This is a genomic window from Knoellia sp. Soil729 (assembly GCF_001427985.1).
In the GTDB taxonomy this organism is placed as follows: Bacteria; Actinomycetota; Actinomycetes; order Actinomycetales; family Dermatophilaceae; genus Knoellia.
In genome coordinates, this window is the sequence record NZ_LMSA01000007.1 from 21,191 (window position 1) to 42,015 (window position 20,825).

The window sequence follows — 20,825 nt, forward strand, 5'->3', positions numbered from 1 at the left end:
CGTCGGGACGGGCACGGCGTGACGACGATCCGGGTCGCGAGCTACAACACCCGCGACTTCCTCGAGGATCCCTTTGCCGCGGCGAGGGTGGTGCGCGCGATCGACCCGGACGTGCTGTGCCTGCAGGAGGTGCCGCGTCGACTGTTCTCCACCCGGCGCGTCGCGAACTTCGCGCGGCTGTGTGACATGTCGTGGTCGGGCCACCACCGGGGCAGCGGTGGCACGACGATCTTCACGTCGCGACGGGTCGATGTCGTCGAGTCCCGCCACCTCCGGCTGCGGGTGGCACGGCTGCAACGCACGCGTGGCTTCGCGCTGGCCCGGGTCGCAGCGCCGGGCCACGAGCCGATCGCCGTGGCCAGCGTCCACCTCAGCCTCGACGCCCGCGAGCGCGCCGCCCACGCGCGGGTCATCCTCGACACCGTCGACGTCGGTGGCGAGGTGGTCCTCGCGGGTGACCTCAACGAGGGGGAGTCGGGGGAGGCGTGGAAGGCCTTCGCCGGGGCGATGCGCCTCGTGTCGCCGATGACCCCGACCTTCCCGGCGCACCGCCCGCGCAGGGTTCTGGACGTGATCTTCGCGTCGCCGGGCCTCACGGCCGCGCCCCACGCCGACGTGCCGATCCCGGAGGAGGACCTCGTCGGCGGCAGCGACCACCGGCCGACCTGGGTCGACCTCACGCTGGGTCAGACCCGGGCGCCGTCGTCGTCGTAGGGGTCACGGTCGTGCGGCTGGCGCATGACCAGCAACGCGAAGCCGCCGAGGAACAGCACGATCGAACCCAGGATCCACCAGCCGCGGTAGAACGGCCCCGTCAGTGCGACCCACACCATGAGCAGGGGACCCCCGACGAGTCCGAGGATGGCGCCCCAGTAGCCGAGGTCCTCGCCCGGCGGCAGCTGCACCGGGCCGGGCTCGAAGTGCTCCTCGTCCTCCGCGTCGATGCTCGGGCCCTCGCGCCAGACCTCGGGCTCCGCCGCGGACACCGGCTCGCTCGCCTCGCGCTGCGGTGTGGCTTCCGGCGCAGCGGCCTCGGGCACAGGGGCCTCGGGCACAGGGGCCTCGGACGCGGGTGTCCCCGGCTCCGGCTCGGCCGGATGGTCCTCGACGACCGGCTCGGGCGAGTCGGTCCCGGGAGGCGAGAGTGCGGCATACGCCGCGGTGATGTCCTGGACCGTGCGCGGCCTGGGAGGTGCGGGGGCGTCGTCATCCCAGTGGGCGATGATCGCGTCGAACTCGGCGTCGATGTCACGATCGCTCATGGCTGCCTCACGCGGATGGGAACTGACAGGAGAAATGGTGCCACGTCGCGCGCCCTCGACGCGCCGCAGCCTTGGAGGACAACGCTCTTCGGCATCCGTTGAGTCCCCTTGGGGCGCCGACACGGTGCACTAGAGTCGGCGCAGACCTCGACGGAAGGAAGCCGGTGTTCTACTGGGTGCTCAAAACGGTGATCCTGGGGCCGTTGCTCAAGATGCTGTTCCGGCCCTGGGTCGAGGGTGAGAAGCACATCCCGGAGTCCGGTGGAGCGATCTTCGCGAGCAACCACCTGTCGTTCTCGGACTCCATCTTCCTGCCGCTCGTCGTGCCTCGCCGCATCACCTTCCTCGCCAAGGCCGACTACTTCACGGGGGTGGGCCTCAAGGGGCGGCTCACGGCGGCGTTCTTCCGCGGCGCGGGGCAGGTGCCCGTCGACCGTGCCGGCGGCGCAGCCAGCGAGGCCGCCCTCGCCACAGGGCTGAGGATCCTGCGCAAGGGCGAGCTGCTGGCGCTCTACCCCGAGGGGACGCGCTCACCCGATGGCCGCCTCTACAAGGGCAAGACCGGTGTCGCCCGCATGGCCCTCGAGGCCGGCGTGCCGGTCATCCCCGTCGCCATGATCGACACCGACAAGGCGCAGCCCACGGGCAAGGTCATCCCCAAGGTCATGCGGGTCGGCGTGCGCGTCGGCGAGCCGCTGGACTTCTCGCGCTACCAGGGCATGGAGGACGACCGCTTCGTCCTGCGGTCGATCACCGACGAGGTGATGTATGCGCTCATGGAGCTCTCCGGTCAGGAGTACGTCGACATGTATGCCGGCTCGATGAAGGACCGGCTGACCCGGGCCAAGCGTGGACTCCAGCGGGAGCAGGCCGAGGCCGCCAAGCCGGGACGGGCCGTCGACGAGCTGGAGCGTGAGCTCGAGGGTGGCAGCGTGGCCGACGCCGATCGGGCCGACGGTGCCGACGAACAACGTGCCGGCTGAGCACAGGACCGGGCGCGGGCGCCTGTTCGGGGTGACCTCGCGCTCTCCGCGCACCCTTCGCTCCGAGCCGGTCATCGTCGAGGCCTTCTCGCGTGGGCTCGACTGGTTCCGTCCCGTCGCGGCCCTGTATGCCGGTCTGCTCGTCGTGCGCCGGCACGACTCGATGACGCACCCGTGGGTCGCGTTCACGACCATCGCGGTCCTCATGGCCTTCAGCCTGGCGCTGCTCGCCTTCCGGCGACGCACCACCTGGCTGCTGGGCGTCGAGGTCCTCCTTGCGGTCGCCGGCATCTTCGCCACCCTCCTGGCCGACCGGGCCGAGGACGTGGCTGCCGGCCAGTTCACCCTGCCGACCATCTGGGCGGCGGGCTGCGTGGCGGGGGCCGCGGTGCTCCACGGGCGCATCGGGGGGCTCGTCGTGGCCGCTGTCGTCTCCGGGGCCGACCTGCTCGAGGTCGGCACGCCGACCCAGACGACGTGGCACAACATCCTGCTGCTGTTCATGCTCGGGGGGCTCATCGGCCTCGCGGTCGACCTCGCGCGTGAGGGCATGAGCCGCTACGAGCAGGTCGTGGCCGAACGCGAGCGGCTGCGCGAGCGCGACCGGCTGGCCCGGGTGGTCCACGACGGCGTGCTGCAGACCCTTGCCTTCGTCCACCGGCGGGGTGAGGAGATCGGTGGTGAAGCCGCGGAGCTCGGCGGCCTGGCGGCCGAGCAGGAACGCACCCTGCGGCGGCTCGTGTCCCAGGACGGGTTCCTGCCGCGCGCGGTGGAGGGCGTGGACTCACGCCGTGACCTCCGACTGGTTCTCGGTGCCCACGAGGACGACCGTGTCAGCCTGGCGCTCCCCGGAGGGCCCGTGCCGGTCGAGGCGACGCGTGCCGAGGAGCTCGACGCAGCAGTGGTCGCTGCTCTGGACAACGTGGCGCGCCACGCCGGCGACGACGCCCGGGCCTGGGTGCTGCTCGAGGACGATGCCGAGAGCATCACGATCACCGTGCGCGACAACGGTGTCGGCGACGAGCCCGACCACCTGCTCACGGCCGCGAGCCGGGGACGGCTCGGCGTGAGCCAGTCGATCCTCGGGCGAGCCCGCGCCCTCGGCGGAAGCGCCGACATCAGCACCCGACCCGGCGGAGGCTGCCGCGTCGTCATCACCGTCCCGCGCGAGGAGCCCGCATGACCCAGGAAGCCCCCACCCCGGCACGCACCACGGTGCTCGTGGCCGACGACCACCCGTTGTGGCTGCGTGCCCTCGAGCGCGACCTCGTCGAGGCCGGTCTCGACGTCGTCGCCACCGCAGCGGACGGACCCTCGACCGTGAGCCGCGCCCGCGCCACCCGGCCGGACGTGCTGGTCCTCGACCTCAACCTGCCCGGGATGCGCGGCGACGAGGTGTGCCGTGCCCTGGGCGACCTCGAGACCCGGGTCCTCATCCTGTCCGCCAGCGGCGAGCAGCTCGACGTGCTCGCCGCCATCAAGGCGGGCGCGACCGGCTACCTCGTGAAGTCCGCCTCGAGTCAGGAGATCGTCGAGGCGGTGGCGGCCACCGCGCGCGGTGAGGCGGTGTTCACCTCCGGCCTGGCCGGGCTGGTGCTCGGCGAGTTCCGGCGGATGGCCGCCGGTGACGAGGGAGCGACCGCGGCCCGGCCGGCCGACCGGCCCATCCCCGAGCTGACCGAGCGCGAGACCGAGGTGCTGCGGCTCGTGGCGACAGGCATGTCCTACAAGGAGATCGCCGCCGAGCTCGTCCTGTCGCACCGCACGGTCCAGAACCACGTCCAGAACACGCTGGGCAAGCTGCACCTGCACAACCGCGTCGAGCTCGTCCGGTTCGCCCTGGCCCGGGGCCTGGAGGACGCGCCGGCCGGCCAGGACGCCTGAGCCTCTCGTGACGCGAGGTGACCAGTTCTCGCCCACGCGACCATGCCGAGCTGGTCGCCTCACCGAGAAGTGGTCATCTCGAGGCAGCGCACCGGCAGCGGCGGGGGACTGACCGGCATACGGGCGCCGCAGGCACGTGTCGACGACCGGCCTATCCTTGCCGGGTGAGCCTGACCACCGATCCCACCCTGCGCACCCACCTCGAGGCGACCCCGCACCTGCCCGCGGCCCAGCAGCCGCTCTGGCCGGATGCCGGCGCCCTCGACGCAGCCGTGACCGAGCTCGCGACCTATCCGCCACTGGTCTTTGCCGGCGAGTGCGACGTCCTGCGTGACCGCATGGCCGCCGCGGGTCGTGGCGAGGCGTTCGTGCTCCAGGGCGGCGACTGCGCCGAGACCTTCGCCGGGGCGACGGCCGACAACATCAAGAACCGCATCAAGACGATCCTGCAGATGGCGGCGGTCCTCACCTACGGCGCCTCCGTGCCGGTGGTCAAGGTGGGGCGCATGGCCGGGCAGTTCGCCAAGCCGCGCAGCAGCAACACCGAGACGCGCGAGGACGTGACCCTGCCGGCCTACCGCGGTGACATGGTCAACGACTTCGAGTTCACCGAGGCGGCGCGCAACCCCGACCCGCAGCGGCTCGTGCGCGCCTACCACGCGAGCAGCGCCACGCTCAACCTCGTGCGGGCGTTCACGACCGGTGGTTTCGCCGACCTGCGCCACGTCCACGACTGGAACCGCGGCTTCGTCGCGAACTCGGCCAACCAGCGCTACGAGAAGATCGCCCGTGACATCGACAAGGCGATGAAGTTCATGGCCGCCTGTGGTGCCGACTTCGAGGCGATGCGCACGACCGAGTTCTTCGCGGCGCACGAGGCGCTGCTCCTCGACTACGAGCGGCCGCTCACGCGCGTCGACTCACGCACCGGCGACCTCTACGACACCTCCGGCCACTTCATCTGGATCGGGGAGCGCACCCGCGACCTCGGTGGGGCGCACCTCGACTTCGTCAGCCGGATCCACAACCCGATCGGTGTCAAGGTCTCGGCCAAGGCCCAGGTTGACGACCTGCTGAGGATGATCGATCTCGTCGACCCCGACCGCACGCCGGGTCGCCTCACCTTCATCACCCGCATGGGCGCCGGCCAGGTCCGCGAGTCCCTGCCGGCGATCGTCGAGAAGGTCACCGCGAGTGGGGCGGCGGTCACGTGGATCTGCGACCCGATGCACGGCAACACGTTCGAGTCGGCGTCCGGCTACAAGACCCGCGACTTCGAGGACGTGGTCGACGAGGTGCGCGGCTTCTTCGAGGTCCACCAAGGCCTGGGCACGGTGCCCGGCGGCATCCACGTCGAGCTGACCGGCAACGACGTCACCGAGTGCATCGGCGGCTCCGAGAAGATCCTGGACGCCGACCTCAACAAGCGCTACGAGTCGCTCTGCGACCCGCGGCTCAACCACCAGCAGAGTCTCGAGCTGGCGTTCCTCGTCGCCGAGATGCTCAGCCGGGACTGACCGTGGCCGACCCGACGGACGCGCGTATGCCGCGTCGCTGGATCGCGGACCTCCTGTCCGACACGCTGACCCAACCGACGCAGGCCATGCGCGACGCGATGGCGCAGGCGCCCGTGGGTGACGACGTCTTCGGTGAGGACCCGACCGTCGCCGCGCTGGAGTCGCGCGTTGCCTCGCTGTTGGGGCACGAGGCCGCCCTCTTCACGCCCACGGGTTCCATGGCCAACCAGCTCGGCATGCGGCTGCACGTGGAGCCCGGCCAGGAGGTCATCGCCGACACCCTCGCCCACGTGCTGCGCGCCGAGCTCGGCGCTGCCGCCGTGCTCTCGGGCATCTCGTCACGGAGCTGGGCGAGCGAGCACGGCCGCCTCGTGCCGTCTGGGCCGCTCGACCTCATGAGCGTCGGTGCCGGCCCCTACCAGGTGGGGACTGCCCTCATCGTGGTCGAGAACACCCACAACTTCGGCGGCGGCACGATCCAGTCGCTCGAGGCGATCCGTGAGGTGCGGGCGGTGAGCCAGAAGGCTGGCGTCGCGATGCACCTCGACGGGGCGCGGCTCTGGAACGCCCATGTCGCCACGGGCATCCCGCTGGCGGACTATGGCCGCGAGTTCGACACGGTGAGCGTCTGCCTGTCCAAGGGCCTGGGCGCCCCGGTCGGTTCGGTGCTCGTGGGCTCGACGGATCTCATGGAGCGAGCCCGCATCTGGCGCAAGCGCTTCGGGGGCGGCATGCGCCAGGTCGGCATCCTCGCGGCCGCGGGCCTTCACGCCCTCGACCACCACATCGAGCGACTGGCAGATGACCACGCCCGGGCGTCCCGTTTCGCTGCGGCGGTCGGCGCCGTCGCCCCGAGCGTCGTGAGCCCGGAGCTCGTCGAGACCAACATCGTGATGCTAGATCTCTCCCGGACCTCCTGGACGCCTGCCGAGCTCGTCGAGGCGACGGGGGCACGCGGCATACGAACCTATGCCGCCGGCCCGCGTGCGGTGCGCCTCGTCTGGCACCTCGACGTCGACGACGCGGCCACCGACGCCGCGACCGAGGTCCTCGTCGACCTCCTGTCCCGGGCCTGACAGCCACTTTTCCCCACTGATTGCCCGTTCGGCCAGTGGCTCGCTGCGCTCGCGACTGGCCGAACGGGCAATCAGTCGCGGTGGTCAGACGTCGTGGTGGAGGATCTCCGCCGGCGGGTCCTCAAGGGCTGAGGCATCCTCCGGGTGCTCGCTGCCGCGCAGCTCGACGAGATACATGGCAGCCAGGACGAGCCCGCCGCCCAGGAGCAGCCGCACCGTGACGCCCTCGTTGCCGAAGAGGACGGCGAACAGTGCCGCGAAGACCGGCTCCATCGCCATGACGATCGCGGCCCGGGTGGCCGTGAGGTGCGCCTGGGCCCAGGTCTGCGCGACAAGTGCACCGGCACCCGCGACGACGGCCATGTAGAGCAGGGAGGCCCACTGGCCCCCGGTCGAGGGGAGGGCGACGCCGTCGGGGACGGCGGCGATGAGGCAGATGAGCGCGATCACGGCTGCTTGGACCGTCGACAGCCCCAGCGCCGTCGAGCCGGTGGACCAGCGGCCGAGCGCGAGGATGTGCAGGGCATAGATCACGGCCGAGCCCAGCGTCAGCGCCGCGCCGAACCCTATGGCCAGGCCCTGCAGCGACAGCACCGCGATGCCGACGGTGGCGATGGAGGCAGCCAGCCACGCGGCCCGGGGGATGTGGTCACGCAGGAGCAGGGCGCCGAGGACCGGGGTGAGGACGATGTAGGTCCCCGTGAGGAACCCCGAGACCGACGCGGCGGTGGTCTCGAGCCCGACGGTCTGCAGGAGCTGCGCCACGGCATACAGGACACCGAGCCCGGCTCCGAGGGTGAGCTCGCGACGGGACAACGCCAAGGTCTGCCGGTGGAAGAGCGCAAACATGAGCACGGCGGCGATGCCGAAGCGCACCGCGAGGAAGTCGGCCGACGGGACATGCTCGACGAGGTCGCGGATGAGGAAGAACGTCGACCCCCAGACGGCGGTGACGGCCAGCAGCAGGAGGACGGCGAGGCGGGCCCGACCACTATGGGCGGGCGGGGCGGGAAGCGTCACGTCACACCGTCGTGAGGGTGACCAGAGACCCCTTGTCGACCATGGTCCCCTCGCCGGGGGTGACCCGGCCGACGGTGCCGAAGTTGATGCCCGGGATGCCGCCCTCGACGATCTTCACGGTGAAGCCGGCGGCCTTGAGGATTCCCTCGACCTCACTGGCCTGCTTGCCGACGAGCCCGCTCGGCACGGCGACCTTGACGGGTCCCTTGGAGACGACCACCGACACCTTGTCACCCCTGAAGAGCGTGCCACCCGCCGGGTCCTGACGGATGATCGACCCCTCCGGGATGGTGTCGTTGTTCTCCTGGGGCCCGGCCTCCTCGACGACGAGACCGGCCTTGCCCAGGGCCGCCTTGGCGTCGGCGAGCGGTTTGCCGGTGAAGTTCTCGACCGTGATGGGCTCGCGGCCCTTGCTCACGGTGAGGGCGACCGGGGTGCCCTTCTTGAGCTGGGTGCCGGCCTTGGGGTCGGTCGCCATGACCTGCCCCTTCTCGACGTCCTCGCTGAAGGTCTCGGTGACCTTGCCGACCACGAGGTTGACGTCGGCGAGCTGGGCCTTGGCGTCCTCGAGGCCGACCCCGCCCAGGGTCGGCACGACGTAGCGTTCGGGTCCCTGCGAGACCAGCAACGTCACGGTGGTGCCACGACGCACCTCTGCGTTGGCCTGGGGGTCGGTCGCGATGACCAGGCCCTTGGCCACGGTCTCGCTGAACTCGTCCTGCCGGTTGGGGTCGAGGTGCTGGGCACGCAGCGTGCTCTCGGCAGCCACCACGGGCTTGCCCACGACGGTGGGGACGATGGTCGGGGCACCGGGGCCGGCGATGAAGAACCACGCCGTGGCTGAGGCGATGGCGGCGGAGACGACCACGAGGATCCACGGCCACACGGCGCGGCGTGGAGGGCGGGGTGCGGCGGTGCGGGTCCTGCCGCTGTTCACAGGCACCCCGGGAGTCGCTGGTGGAGCTCCACGCACCTGGTCGCGCAGGGAGGGCCCGACGCGGGTCGGTGCGCCCCGGGCGGGCGCCGAGGCGGCTGTCGCGCCGGTGCGGTGCCGCTCCACGGGCAGGGCCGTCGTGCGGGTGAGGGTCGACGCGACGGCTGCGACGTCGACCGGCCGGTCGTCGAGCTCCTCGGGGGTGAGCTCACGCCGTGCGGTGCGCAGCATGGCTGCGAACGCGGCGGCATCGGCCGGACGACCGTCGGGGTCGAGCGAGGTGGCCGCGGCCACGACCTCGTCGAGGATCTCGGGGGCGTCGGGGGCGCGGCTGCGCAGCCGAGGAGCGCCTGCGTGCACGTGCTGGTAGGCGACGTTGATGGCGGTGTCGCCGTCGAACGCCTTGGAGCCGGTGAGCATCTCGAAGAAGACCAGGCCGGCGGCATACACGTCGCTGCGGGCGTCGGCGATGCCGCGTTCGACCTGTTCGGGGGAGAGGTAGGCCACCGTCCCGAGCAGGAGCCCCGAGGACGACGTCACCGTCTGCGACGTGACCGCCCGCGCCAGCCCGAAGTCGGCGACCTTGACCGCGCCGTCCTCGCGCAGGATGACGTTCTCGGGCTTGACGTCCCGGTGGATGATGCCGGCGCGGTGAGCGGCAGCCAGGGCGTCGAGCACCGGGACCATGATGTCGATCGCTGCCCTTGGCGTGAGGGCACCCTCGGTGTCGATGACCTCGCGCAGCGTCTGGCCGGGGACGTACTCCATCGCAAGGAACATGCGTCCCTCGTCCTCGCCCTGGTCGAAGACCGCGACGACACCGGGGTGCGACAGCCGGGCGGCGGAGCGGGCCTCGCGGTGGAAGCGGGAGCGGAACGTTGCGTCCTGGGCCAGGTGCGACCGCATGACCTTGAGGGCGACCTCGCGGTCGAGGCGCGTGTCGACGGCCAGGTAGACCGTCGCCATCCCACCGTCGGCCAACCGCTCGATGACGCGATAGCGACCGTCGAGGAGCTCGCCGACGAGGTCGTCGGTGGAGGCGGTGGGCACCAGTTGAGTGTACGGACTGGGTGACCGCACTTCGTGGACCCCGGTGCGCCGCCCCACCGGTGTCACATACGGCCCTTGAGCGCCTTGATGTTGGCGACGTACTGCTTGGTGTCGGTGAACATCCCGCGCTGGTTCACGCTGGACAGGCCTTGGTAGTAGCCCGCGATGGCCTCGTCCTCGGAGTCCGCCGCACGGGTGAGGGCACGCAGCATGACCACGCCCGCCGTGACGTTGTCCTGGGGCTTGAGGAGGTCGAGGTCGCGGCCGACGAGCGAGGAGGCCCACTCACCTCCGGAGGGGATGACCTGCATGATCCCCACGGCGTTGGCCACGGAGACCTGGCGCTGGTTCCAACCGGACTCCTGCATGGACACCGCGAGCGCCAGTCGCGGGTCGACGCCATGGCGGCGGGCGGTCGCCGCGATCAGGGACTTGGTCTGGGTGCGGGTCGGCACGGTGCGCGCGGCGAGGATCTCGCGGTTGCGGGCCGCGTTGGAGACGACCCTGTCCGGGTAGGTGCGTCCGGCGAACGTGTTCGCCAGCTTCGTGGCCTTGGGCGCGGTCCTGCGCTGTGCCGGGCTGGGGATGGCCAGGCGCTGGCCGGAGTAGATCACGGTGCCGCGCAGCCCGTTGGCCTTGACGATCGCGGCGACGGTGGTGCTGTGCCTGGCCGCGACTCCCAGCAGCGTGTCGCCGTTCCTGACCGTGTATGCCGTGCTGGCCGCCCTGGCCCTCGACGTGGCCTTCGCCTGGGACGCCTTGGTTGCCGCCGCACCGTGCAGTCGGAGGTGCTGCCCCGGGAAGATGAACGACCCGCTGGAGATGCCGTTGGCCTTGGCGAGGGCGGGGACCGTGGTGCCGTAGCGGGCGGCGAGGTCGTACAGCGTCTCGCCGGCCCTCACCGTGTGCGTCGCCGTGGCCCGGGCGGCGCGTGGGGCCGCCTTCGGCCCGGAACCGGCCCTGCCGGGGACCTGGATCGTCGCGCCGGCCCACAGGCGCCGGGCCTCGGTGATCTGGTTCTTGGCAGCAAGCGCGTGCGGCGTCGTCCGGAAGGTCGCGGCGAGCCCGATGAGGGTGTCTCCGCGCTTGACCGTGTAGCTCGTCCAGCCGTGGGGCGCCGGGCTCGCGTGGGCGAACGCGGCGGCGGGGACGACGCCCATGGGAGCAACCGTCGCAGGGGGGAGGGCGATGACCATGAGGCCGTCCTTTCCGAGACGACAACCCGCGTCGGGCCGTCGTGTTGGTCGTGTTGTCTGTGTGTCTCCTGTGGTAAGCGTGAACAGAGTAGCGGTTGTGACTAGTTCGTGGGAAGGAGCCGGTGTGGCACGCTTGACCACGTGACCGATGCGCTGCCTGACCTCGAAACCCTCGTCGGCCAGTGGCTGACCGTCCCCGACCTCGCTGAGCGGCTCGAGCTCCCGATGTCGACGGTCCGCCGCCTCATCGACGACCGCGAGGTGCTGGCCGCCCGCATCGGCGAGCGCAAGGTCGTCGCGGTCCCCGAGAAGTTCCTCGACAACGAGGGCGTCCTGCCCGCGCTCAAGGGCACGTTCACCGTCCTCGCTGACGGCGGGATGAACGACACCGAGATCCTCACGTGGCTCTTCACCCCCGACGCGTCGCTGCCCGTCGAGGGAGCACCGATCGACTCGCTGCGTGGAGGGTTCAAGACCGAGGTGCGACGACGGGCCATGGAGCTCGCCTTCTGAGGGTCCTGCGCGACTGACGTCGCAGGGGAACGTGCTGGTTCGCCGCTGTCCCATCCGACCCTCGCGCGCTGAGCGCGCTCCGGTCTCCCGCCAGGCCCAGCCGGCGGCGAACCAGCATGTTCCTGCTCCTCCTGCTGCGTCACCTTCACGCGGCTCGCCACTCTCGCAACGTCTGCGGAGGTGGTGGTCAGAGCAACCAGATGCGCAGAGGCAAGGGGCGGCGCGACCGGCGCCCATGTTGGTGACCGCCGTCCCCATGTGGACGCCGGTCACCACGCTCTGCGGCGGTCGCGCGACCGCCGCAGAAATGAGGCGGCGGTCAGGCGGTGCGGGCCGTGCTGATCTCCACCAGGTCGTTGAGGACCGCTGCCGCGTCGGGTGCCACACCGGTGGCGGCGGCCAAGGAGGCGCGGGCCGTGGTGGCCAAGGTGGTGATGTCGGCCTCGACGGCGTCGACTGCTCCCGAGGCGGTGATGATGTCGCGCAGCTCGTTGATGGTGGAGGCGTCGAGGTCGGGGGCGCCGAGGTGGGTGCGAAGGGCCTCGCCGCCGGCATGGTCGGTGCCGCTGAGGGCGTGGGCGATGAGGACGGTGCGCTTGCCCTCACGCAGGTCATCGCCAGCCGGCTTGCCCGTGGCCCCGGGGTCACCGAAGACGCCGAGGAGGTCGTCGCGCAGCTGGAAGGCGTGACCGAGGGCCAAGCCGTAGGAGGAGAGGTGCGCGAGATCGGATTCGCCGAGGCCACCCGCGGTGGCCCCGATGAGCAGAGGGTGCTCGACGGTGTACTTGGCACTCTTGTAGCGGATGACCCGCTCTGCGCGCTCGAGGCGCTCCGCCGCGGGGAGGTCGTCCCACGGGCGGACGGAGTCGACGACGTCGAGGTACTGCCCGGCCATGAGCTGGGTGCGCATCCGGTCGAAGACCACCCGACCACGGGCGAGATCGTCCACGTCGAGCCCGCTGGTGGCCATGAGCTCGTCGGTCCAGGTGAGACAGAGGTTGCCGGCGAGGATGGCACCCGCGACGCCGAACCGCTCGTCGTCGCCATCCCAGCCACGCTCGGTGTGGACGGCCGCGAGCGCGCGGTGGGCGGCCGGCATACCGCGTCGTGTGTCCGAGTCATCCATGACGTCGTCATGGATGAGGGCGGCGGCCTGGAAGAACTCCATGGCGCTCGCCAGCCGCACGAGGGCCTGCGAGTCGGGGCGCCCGGCAGCGCGGTGGCCCCAGTAGAGGAACGCGGCGCGCAAGCGCTTGCCACCGGCGAGGAGGGCGCGGACCCGGTCCAGGAGGTCGGCGACGTCCGGTCCGAGCTCGTCGAGGACGACGGTCTGGTGCTGGAGCTCCTCGTCGATACAGGTCTGCACGCGGGTGCGGAGATCGGCCTCGTCCAACGGGCTGGTCACGAACGCTCCTCGCATCTCACGGTGTGTCGGACCCGAGCCTACGGCCTGCACGCCGTACTAATCTCACCCGCATGGCGCCCCGCTCGATCCCCGCACTCCTCGCTGGGAAGCGACCCTCGGTGAGCTTCGAGTTCTTCCCGCCCAAGGATGACGCGTCCGAGGCGGTGCTCTGGGATGCCATCCGCCGGCTCGAGCGGGTGCGGCCGGACTTCGTCTCCGTGACCTATGGGGCGGGTGGGAGTACCCAGGACCGCACCGTCCGGGTCACCGAGCGCATCGCGCGCGAGACGACCCTCACCCCGCTGGCCCACCTCACCTGCGTCGGCGCCTCCGTCGAGGACATCCGTCGAGTCGTGGGGCAGTACGCGGCGGCCGGCGTGCGCAACATCCTCGCGCTGCGCGGCGACCCGCCGGGCGACCCCGGAGGAGCCTGGGTCGCGCACCCCGAGGGCCTCGACCACGCCACCGACCTCGTCGCGCTCATCCGCACCCTGGGCGACTTCACGATCGGGGTGGCGGCGTTCCCCGACGTCCATCCCTCGTCGGCCGACCTCGACCAGGACGTCGAGGTCATGCTCAAGAAGGCCGACGCGGGCGCCAGCTTCGCGGTGACCCAGATGGTCTTCGACGCCGACAGCTACCTGCGGCTGCGTGACCGCGTCGCGCAGCACCGCGACCTGCCGATCACCCCGGGGCTCATGCCGGTGACCAATCTGCGGCAGATCACCCGGATGACCCAGCTCATGGGCACGCCACTGCCGCCGGCCGTGGTCGGCCGCCTCGAGGCCGTGAGCGATGACCCGGCCGCCGTGCGTGCTGTCGGCGTCCAGATCGCGACCGAGCTCGCGCAGCGGATGCTCGCCGAGGGCGCGCCGGGGCTGCACTTCATCACCATGAACCGCTCCACCGCGACGCTCGAGGTCTACGACAACCTCGGACTCTCGGCCACCGCCCGCTGACCGGCTGGGCGGCCCGCAACGTGAGGTTTGGCGTCTGAGTACCTCGGGCATGTCGAACCTGAGTACCTGTACTGATCCGCGGTGGCCCGGATGGCACCAGAGTGAGGGCACGGCCGCGTTGCCAGGTCGGTGAGCGTGGAGGGGCGCTCGTCATCCCGGCGACGCGGCCGTTCCGTTGTCCGGGTCCGGGTCCGGGTCCGGTGTCCCAGTGCCCCGGGTGTCCCGGTGTCCCGGTGTCCCAGTGCCGCGGTGACGCGAGTCAGTCGACCTGGATCGCCTTGCCGCTGGTGATCCGCAGGAGCTCGTCGTAGGTCGTCCGGAAGACCGAGTGGCTGTGCCCTGCCGCGGCCCACACCTCGTCGACGCTGCTGAGCGTCACGTCGACGACGGTGCGCAGGGGGGTGGGGTGCCCGACCGGGGCGACGCCGCCGATGGCGAAGCCCGTCCAGGTGCGCACCTGCTCGGGGGTCGCCTTCTCGAGGCTCGCGAGGTCCAGCAGGCCGGCGATGCGGTTCTGGTCGACCCGGTGCCCGCCGGAGGCGAGGACGAGCAGCGGCTCGATGGAGCCGTCATGGCGGTGGCCGGCGAAGACGAGGGAGTTGGCGATCTCGGAGGGGGTGATCCCAAGCGCGTCGGCGGCGGCGCGGGCGGTCCGGACGGCATCGGGCAGGAAGCGCACGACGGGCTGGACATGGTGTGCCGCAAGGGTTCTCAGCACGACGGCGACCGAGGGGTGCTCACTCAGGTCGTCTGCGGAGACGGCGTCTCCCGGCTGGCTCATGCTGTCAGCGTAGGGGCTTGACGACGTGGTGTCGCGTAGTTGTACAGTGTCGTAGTAGAACAAGTGTTCGAACAACGTCCGGGCTGGAGAAGCTCTTTCTCGCCCTCATCCCATCCTGCCTGAGGAGGCCATGTCGTGGTGCGCCGGTACGAAGAACCTGTCGAGGTCCGGGTCGAGGCTGTGGTGCCTGCCGGGGACTGCTCGCTCGCCGTCCGGTCCCGCCCACGTGCCTTCATGTGGCGCGGCCGCATCCTCGTCGTCCGCGAGGTCCTCGACGACTGGAGCGAGCGCCGGGCCTGGTGGCGCGACCTCGAGGACCTGGGTGAGCGACCCGAACGGCACGTCTGGCGGGTCGAAGCCGGGAGCGCCGCGGGCACCGGCGTCTACGACCTCGCCTCCGACGCCGCCGACGGGTGCAGCGCCCCCTGGGTCCTGCTCCGGGCACAGGACTGACGCGCCATGGGTGCCGCTCCCGCTCTCGCCCTCCTCGAGCAGTCCCGCCAGTGCCTTGCCGACGCGTATGCCGCGGAGCTGGCTGCCGCTCGTTTCGTCGCCTCCCAGGACGCCGCGATGCGGGCCGCCGCGGCCCTCGTCGCCGGTCAGCGAGGACCCGGCAGGCGCGGTCGCGGTTCGTACCAGGACCTCTGGCCGCTCCTTGCCGCCCATGCTCCCGAGCTCGGTGAGTGGGCCGACTTCTTCGCGCTCGCGGCAGTGCGCCGGCACGAGGTCGAGTCGCACACGGTCCGGGTGTCGGTGCGCGAGGCCGACGACCTGCTGCGTGCCGCCGAGACCTTCGTCGAAGCGGTCACCGTCGCCCTGGGTGTGCCGCGGGCCGAGCGAGCGGCACGCCGCCTCGCCGCCACCCGGGGGACGGCATGAGTGGCGCCGGAAGACGTCCAGAACCGACTGATTGCCCGTTCGGGCAGTTCATCGCTGCGCTCCTCACTGTCCGAACGGGCAATCAGTCGAGGTTGGGTCGTGGTGGGTATGACCGGTGACTTCGTGCACCTGCACGTGGCCTCGGGCTACTCGATGCGGTTCGGGGCGTCGACCCCGCAGGACCTCGTCGAGCGCGCCGCCGCCGATGGGCAGCCCGCCCTTGCCCTCACCGACCGCGACGGCCTCTATGGCGCGGTGCGGTTCGCGATGGCCTGCGGCCGGGCGGGCCTGAACCCGATCCTCGGTGTCGACCTCGCCGTCGGTGAGGAGCCGGTGCCCGGACGCCGCCCACCCAGGGTCCGCACCCCGGTGCGCGGTGGCGCGGTCGTCGACCCCCGGCTCCCGCGGGTCACCGTCCTGGCGCGCGGTCGCGCGGCCGGTGTCGACCGGGCGCTCGGCTGGGCGGCCCTGTGCCGGCTCGTCACCGACACCCACCTGCGCGGCGAGCGCGGCACCCCGGTCACCCTGCCCGACCTCATCGCCCGCTGGTGTCGCGGCGGCGACTCTGACCCCGCAGACCGTGCATTTCTCGCCCAATTCCCCCCAAATGAACAGACACCGCGTGTGCATTTGGGGGGAATTGGGCGAGAAATGCACGCAGGGGGAGGGCCGAGCCGGTTGCGGGTGCTGCTCGGACCCGACTCCGACGTGGGACGGGCGCTGCTCGCTCGTCGCCCCACCGAGGCCCGGGCCCGGCTCGAGAGGTGGCGGGCGCTCCTGCCGCCGGACGCCCTCGCCATCGAGGTCGTGGGCAACGGTGGTCCCGAGGGCACTGCGGGCTCCCGGGTCCATGCCCGTCACCTGCTCGGCCTCGCCGACGAGGTCCGGGTGCCGGCCGTCCTCACCGCGGCGGTGCGCCACGCCGACCGTGACGGGGTGCGCACCGTTGACGTCCTCGACGCCGCTCGCCGTCTCGTGGTCCTCGACTCCCGCCACCTCGACCGGGTCACCGACGCCGGCCACCTCGCGAGCAGTGAGGAGATGTGGCTGCGGGCCCTCGAGATCACCGGGGACAACGCACGCGCCGCCCGGCTTCTCGGTACCACCCTCGCCCTGGCCGACGAGTGCGTCCAGGATGCCCGGGCGGACCTCGGCATCGGCGCCGTGCACCTGCCCGAACCGAGCATCCTGGGCATCGAGGCCGGGGTGGACCCGCAGCAGGTCCTCACCGAGCGGTGTCGAGCCGGGGTCCACACGAGGTTCCCGGTGCTGGGAGACGCGGCACGGCATACGGTGCTGTCGCGCCTGGACGACGAGCTGCGCGTCATCGCGGACCTGGGGTACCCGACGTACTTCCTCACCGTCGCGGAGGTGACCGACCTCATCAAGGACAGGGGAGTGCGGGTCGCGGCTCGCGGCTCGGGGGCCGGGTCGCTCGTCAACTACCTGCTCGGCATCAGTGGCGTCGACCCGATCCGCCACGACCTGCTCATGGAGCGGTTCTGCTCGCCGCTGCGTGCCGAGCTGCCCGACATCGACATCGACGTGGAGTCGGCGCGGCGGACCGAGATCTACGAGGCGATCCTCGACCGCTTCGGGGGAGACCGGGTGACGTGCGTGTCGATGATGGACACCTACAAGGTGCGGCACGCCATCCGTGACGTCGGTGCCGCGCTCGGGATGCCGCCCGTCGAGGTCGACGAGATCGCCAAGGCGTTCCCGCACATCCGGGCCAAGGATGCCCGCAGTGCGATCGCCGACCTGCCCGAGCTGCGTTCTCGCGGACTGGATGCACCGCGTCTGGACACCTTCTTCGACCTGGTCGAGCGGCTCGACGGGCTGCCCCGGCACATCGCGCTGCACCCGTGCGGAGTCGTGCTGTCCAACGCCGGCCTGCTCGACCGCACCCCGGTCGAGGCGAGCTGGCTCGGCTTCCCCATGAGCCACTTCGACAAGGACGACGTCGAGACGCTCGGGCTGCTCAAGCTCGACGTCCTCGGCATCCGCATGCAGTCGGCGATGGCGCACGCCGTCACCGAGGTGCGCCGGGTCGATGGGGTCGACGTCGACCTGGACGACGAGGCGCAGGTGCCGCTCGACGACGAGGCGACCTTCCGGCTCATCCGCTCGACCCACACCCTGGGGTGCTTCCAGATCGAGAGCCCGGGGCAGCGCGAGCTCATCGGCAAGTTCGGACCCGAACGGTTCGGCGACCTCATCATCGACATCTCGCTCTTCCGGCCCGGACCGGTGAAGTCCGACATGATCCGGCCCTTCCTCGAGAGCCGGCACGGCTGGTCCAAGCCGCAGCTGCTCCACCCGACGCTCGTGCCGGCCCTCGCCGAGACCGAGGGCGTCGTCGTCTTCCACGAGCAGGTCCTGCGGATCGTCGCCGAGACCACGGGGGTCACCCTCGCCCAGGCGGACGAGGTGCGGCGCACGATGGGTTCACCCCAGGGGCAGGAGGAGATCGAGCAGTGGTGGCGTCCCGCGGCCCGGGCGCGAGGGTACTCACCCGACGACGTGGACCAGATCTGGGCCGTGCTCAAGTCCTTCGCGTCCTTCGGTTTCTGCAAGGCGCATGCGGCGGCGTTCGCGCTGCCGACCTACCACTCCGCCTGGCTCAAGACCCACCACCCCGCGGCCTTCCTCGCGGGTGTCCTCACCCACGACCCGGGCATGTATCCCAAACGGCTCATCCTCGACGACGCCCGGTCCCTGGGCATCGCCGTCCTCGGGCTCGACGTCAACGCCTCGGGTGACACCTACCGCATCGAGCGGCTCGAGGGTCGTGCCGACGGGAGGGAGCCGGCCTTCACTCCAGTGCACCCTGACCTGCCCGACGCCAGCGACTACGGCATCCGGCTCTCACTCACCGACGTCAAGGGGATCAGCGACGCCGAAGTCGCGAGTATCGTTGCAGGACAGCCGTTCTCGAACCTCGCTGATTTCTGGTCCCGGGCCACCGTGAGCCGGCCAGTCGTCGAGCGGCTCGTCCTCGCCGGGGCGTTCGACTCCATGCACGGCATCGGGGTCTCGGGTTCGGGGCTGGGTCGGCGCGGCCGCATCACCCGCCGCGACCTGCTCCTCCACGTCAGTGAGCTCGACCGGTGGGAGAAGGCGACCCGGGGCGGTCGGGCCGGGCGAAGCCTCGGGGGCGGACGGCATACGCCACCGCCGTCGATCCGGGGGAGCGAGGTGCGCGAACGGGCCGCAGCCCAGTCGCAGGGTGCGCGCCCTGTCGTCGCCGCCGAGGACCAGCCGGTCCAGCTCACCCTCGACCTCGGTGACCGGCCCGAGCTCACCCCCGGCGCCGGGCTGCCCGAGATGACCGGCACCGAGCGGGTGCGTGCCGAGCTCGACGTCCTCGGGCTCGACGCGTCAGCGCACGTCGTCGAGTTCTACGGTCCGATGCTCGACGCCCTGGGTGTGGTCCGCAGCCGGGACCTGCTCCGCTCGCGCAGCAACAGCGAGGTCTGGATCGCTGGGGTCAAGGTCGCGACGCAGACTCCGCCCATCCGTTCGGGTCGCCGCGTCGTCTTCCTCACCCTCGACGACGCGACCGGTCCCGTCGACGCCACCTTCTTCGAGGACGTCCAGGGCCCGTATGCCGCAACGATCTTCCATTCCTGGCTGCTGCTGGTGCGTGGTGTCGTTCGTCGTACCGGTCCTCGCGGGATCTCGATCCGGGCGACCGGTGCCTGGGAGCTCGCCGGCCTGTGGGAGGCATGGCGCGACGGTGGTCATGCCGCGGTGGTGCGGGCCCTCGAGGACGCCGACGCCGAGGCGACCGCCCGGGCCGCGGCGGGGGAGCGGGAGGCCGACACCGGTGGGAAGCGAAGGGTGCTCGTGCACGCGTCGGGCTTCAGGCAGTCGCCCTACGCCGACATCAAGCCGGCCGGAGGCTCGACCCGCAACGGTCATTCCGTGGCACCGCTGGCCGTCCCCGAGCATGGGACACCGTCGCGCAAGCTCTGGCACTCGAGCCCCGGCAGCTCCGGCCACTGACCGATCAGGCGTCGAGCCCGACCACGACGGAGCCTGCCAAGCATTCGGGGCGGCCGTGTGTCTTGCCGCCGTGTCCGGCTGCCTCGACACTGGGAGCAGCCGCCCGTCGCCGACGACGGACCTGCACCTGCACGGAGGGAAACCCATGCCTGCTTCCGCGATACGACTGCTGGTGGGGACGACCAAGGGAGCCTTCGTCCTCGACGGGGACGCCGACCGCACGGGCTGGGCAGTGCGCGGGCCCTACTGCGACGGCTGGCCGGTCAACCACGTCATCGGGGACCCCGCGACCGGCACCATGTGGGCCGCCGGCGGCGGGAACTGGTCCGGCGCCGGGATCTGGCGCTCGACCGACGACGGTCACACGTGGGACCTCACCAAGCTGACCACCGGCGAGATGGACGCGTGGGCGGCGAACGACCCCGACTTCGCCGCGTCGATCGGCTGGACGGAGGGGCACGTCCCGTTCGGCGACACGTTCTCGCAGGTGTGGTCGCTGGGGCGGGCTGGCTCGAGGCTCTATGCGGGCACCAAACCGGCGACCCTGCTCGTCAGCGACGACGACGGTGCGACGTGGGAGGCGGTCAAGGGCCTCACCGACCATCCCTCCTCCCCGGAGTGGGGACCGGGGGCCGCGGGACTCGTCCTCCACACGATCCTTGTCGACCCCGAGAGCCCCGAACGGATGTGGATCGGCATCTCGGCCGCCGGCGTCTTCGCCACGGAGGACGGCGGCGAGACGTGGGAGCGCCGCAACGACCTCGCGGGCCCCACGGACGGTGAGGGGCAGTCACACCCCGCTGCGGCATCGGACGGGCACGTCGGGTTCTGTGTCCACCACGTGGAGCGTGCCCTGGCCGGGGGCGACCTCATGTACCAGCAGAACCACCACGGCGTCTGGCGCTCCGAGGACGGTGGCCGCGGCTGGGCCGACATCACCGCCGGCCTGCCCTCGACCTTCGGCTTCCCCCTGTGGGTGCACCCGCGGGACCCGAGGACGATCTGGACGCTGCCCCTCAACGGAGACACGCAGGGTCGGTATCCGCCCGATGCGGCCGCCGCGGTCTGGCGCTCCCGGGACGCCGGGGCGTCCTGGGCGGCGCTGCGCTCGGGGCTGCCGCAGGAGTCCTGCTTCTTCACCGTGCTCCGCCAGGCGATGAGCGGCGATCGGCGCGAACCCGCGGGGGTGTACTTCGGGACCAACACGGGCTCGGTCTTCGCCAGCCGCGACGAGGGCGACTCGTGGAGCGAGGTCGCCCGCCACCTGCCGACGGTCCTGTCCGTCGAGGCCTTCGAGGCCGGTCCGGCTCACGACACCCCCGCCTGATCCGTCGCGCAGGTGCGGGTCCGGGCCGCGC

18 protein-coding genes are annotated in these 20,825 nt (G+C 71.5%); 12 read left to right on the top strand and 6 right to left on the bottom strand.

The window, feature by feature from the left end:
• Nucleotides 1-18 precede the first annotated feature (18 nt).
• Entirely contained in the window at nt 19-714 is a 696-nt protein-coding gene (locus tag ASG74_RS16230) for an endonuclease/exonuclease/phosphatase family protein (protein WP_056146119.1), read from the top strand.
• On the opposite strand, the gene ASG74_RS16235 is transcribed toward ASG74_RS16230, so the two are convergent.
• Nucleotides 687-1,262 carry a UbiA family prenyltransferase gene (locus ASG74_RS16235; protein WP_056146121.1) on the bottom strand — a complete coding sequence of 192 codons (576 nt, stop codon included), beginning with the start codon at nt 1,260-1,262 and terminating at the stop codon, nt 687-689. The two genes, ASG74_RS16230 and ASG74_RS16235, sit on opposite strands and share 28 nt — an antisense overlap.
• A gap of 164 nt (nt 1,263-1,426) precedes the next feature.
• Here ASG74_RS16235 and ASG74_RS16240 point away from each other — a divergent pair, with 164 nt between their 5' ends.
• The 5 genes from ASG74_RS16240 to ASG74_RS16260 all read left to right on the top strand — a co-directional run bounded on the left by ASG74_RS16240 (nt 1,427) and on the right by ASG74_RS16260 (nt 6,722).
• On the top strand, nt 1,427-2,245 hold the full coding sequence (locus ASG74_RS16240; RefSeq protein ID WP_056146125.1) for a lysophospholipid acyltransferase family protein: 819 nt from the start codon (nt 1,427-1,429) through the stop codon (nt 2,243-2,245).
• Nucleotides 2,235-3,428: a MacS family sensor histidine kinase gene (gene macS, locus ASG74_RS16245; protein WP_235499070.1), complete on the top strand. Its 1,194-nt coding sequence runs from the start codon at nt 2,235-2,237 to the stop codon at nt 3,426-3,428. The genes ASG74_RS16240 and macS overlap by 11 nt, the downstream gene beginning before the upstream one ends.
• Complete coding sequence (locus tag ASG74_RS16250; RefSeq protein WP_056146130.1) at nt 3,425-4,129, top strand: response regulator; 705 nt, start codon at nt 3,425-3,427, stop codon at nt 4,127-4,129. Before macS ends, ASG74_RS16250 begins: the two co-directional genes overlap by 4 nt.
• Before the next feature lie 164 nt (nt 4,130-4,293).
• Nucleotides 4,294-5,646, top strand: a complete 1,353-nt coding sequence (locus tag ASG74_RS16255) for a class II 3-deoxy-7-phosphoheptulonate synthase (protein ID WP_056146133.1) — start codon at nt 4,294-4,296, stop codon at nt 5,644-5,646.
• 2 nt (nt 5,647-5,648) lie between these two features.
• Nucleotides 5,649-6,722 carry a threonine aldolase family protein gene (locus tag ASG74_RS16260; RefSeq protein WP_235499071.1) on the top strand — a complete coding sequence of 358 codons (1,074 nt, stop codon included), beginning with the start codon at nt 5,649-5,651 and terminating at the stop codon, nt 6,720-6,722.
• A gap of 84 nt (nt 6,723-6,806) precedes the next feature.
• Here the strand turns inward: ASG74_RS16260 and ASG74_RS16265 are convergent, their stop codons facing one another.
• The 3 genes from ASG74_RS16265 to ASG74_RS16275 form a co-directional block, all read right to left on the bottom strand.
• The gene (locus ASG74_RS16265) at nt 6,807-7,742 is read right to left on the bottom strand and encodes a DMT family transporter (protein ID WP_056146136.1); all 936 of its coding nucleotides are present in this window, start codon (nt 7,740-7,742) and stop codon (nt 6,807-6,809) included.
• Between the two features lies 1 nt (nt 7,743).
• Nucleotides 7,744-9,726, bottom strand: coding sequence for a Stk1 family PASTA domain-containing Ser/Thr kinase (pknB, locus tag ASG74_RS16270; RefSeq protein WP_056146139.1), 1,983 nt, complete (start codon nt 9,724-9,726; stop codon nt 7,744-7,746).
• Nucleotides 9,727-9,788: 62 nt separating this feature from the next.
• Nucleotides 9,789-10,922, bottom strand: coding sequence for a LysM peptidoglycan-binding domain-containing protein (locus ASG74_RS16275; protein ID WP_056146141.1), 1,134 nt, complete (start codon nt 10,920-10,922; stop codon nt 9,789-9,791).
• A gap of 141 nt (nt 10,923-11,063) precedes the next feature.
• On the opposite strand from ASG74_RS16275, the gene ASG74_RS16280 reads away from it, so the two are divergent.
• Entirely contained in the window at nt 11,064-11,435 is a 372-nt protein-coding gene (locus ASG74_RS16280; protein WP_056146143.1) for an Rv2175c family DNA-binding protein, read from the top strand.
• Between the two features lie 319 nt (nt 11,436-11,754).
• On the opposite strand, the gene ASG74_RS16285 is transcribed toward ASG74_RS16280, so the two are convergent.
• Nucleotides 11,755-12,840: a polyprenyl synthetase family protein gene (locus ASG74_RS16285; RefSeq protein ID WP_442910094.1), complete on the bottom strand. Its 1,086-nt coding sequence runs from the start codon at nt 12,838-12,840 to the stop codon at nt 11,755-11,757.
• 71 nt (nt 12,841-12,911) lie between these two features.
• On the opposite strand from ASG74_RS16285, the gene metF reads away from it, so the two are divergent.
• A complete protein-coding gene (metF, locus tag ASG74_RS16290; RefSeq protein ID WP_056146147.1) occupies nt 12,912-13,799 on the top strand; it encodes a methylenetetrahydrofolate reductase [NAD(P)H] in 888 nt (295 codons plus the stop codon).
• Nucleotides 13,800-14,058: 259 nt separating this feature from the next.
• Here metF and ASG74_RS16295 read toward each other — a convergent pair whose 3' ends face one another.
• Nucleotides 14,059-14,580: a YbaK/EbsC family protein gene (locus ASG74_RS16295; RefSeq protein ID WP_056146151.1), complete on the bottom strand. Its 522-nt coding sequence runs from the start codon at nt 14,578-14,580 to the stop codon at nt 14,059-14,061.
• Nucleotides 14,581-14,718: 138 nt separating this feature from the next.
• Between ASG74_RS16295 and ASG74_RS16300 the strand changes: the two genes are divergently transcribed.
• The 4 genes from ASG74_RS16300 to ASG74_RS16315 all read left to right on the top strand — a co-directional run bounded on the left by ASG74_RS16300 (nt 14,719) and on the right by ASG74_RS16315 (nt 20,794).
• Nucleotides 14,719-15,033, top strand: coding sequence for a DUF6504 family protein (locus tag ASG74_RS16300; protein WP_235499072.1), 315 nt, complete (start codon nt 14,719-14,721; stop codon nt 15,031-15,033).
• 6 nt (nt 15,034-15,039) lie between these two features.
• Nucleotides 15,040-15,459 carry an SAV_6107 family HEPN domain-containing protein gene (locus tag ASG74_RS16305; protein WP_056146154.1) on the top strand — a complete coding sequence of 140 codons (420 nt, stop codon included), beginning with the start codon at nt 15,040-15,042 and terminating at the stop codon, nt 15,457-15,459.
• Nucleotides 15,460-15,567: 108 nt separating this feature from the next.
• Nucleotides 15,568-19,467, top strand: coding sequence for a DNA polymerase III subunit alpha (locus ASG74_RS16310; protein WP_056146164.1), 3,900 nt, complete (start codon nt 15,568-15,570; stop codon nt 19,465-19,467).
• 145 nt (nt 19,468-19,612) lie between these two features.
• Complete coding sequence (locus ASG74_RS16315; protein ID WP_056146167.1) at nt 19,613-20,794, top strand: sialidase family protein; 1,182 nt, start codon at nt 19,613-19,615, stop codon at nt 20,792-20,794.
• The last annotated feature ends 31 nt before the right edge of the window (nt 20,795-20,825 follow it).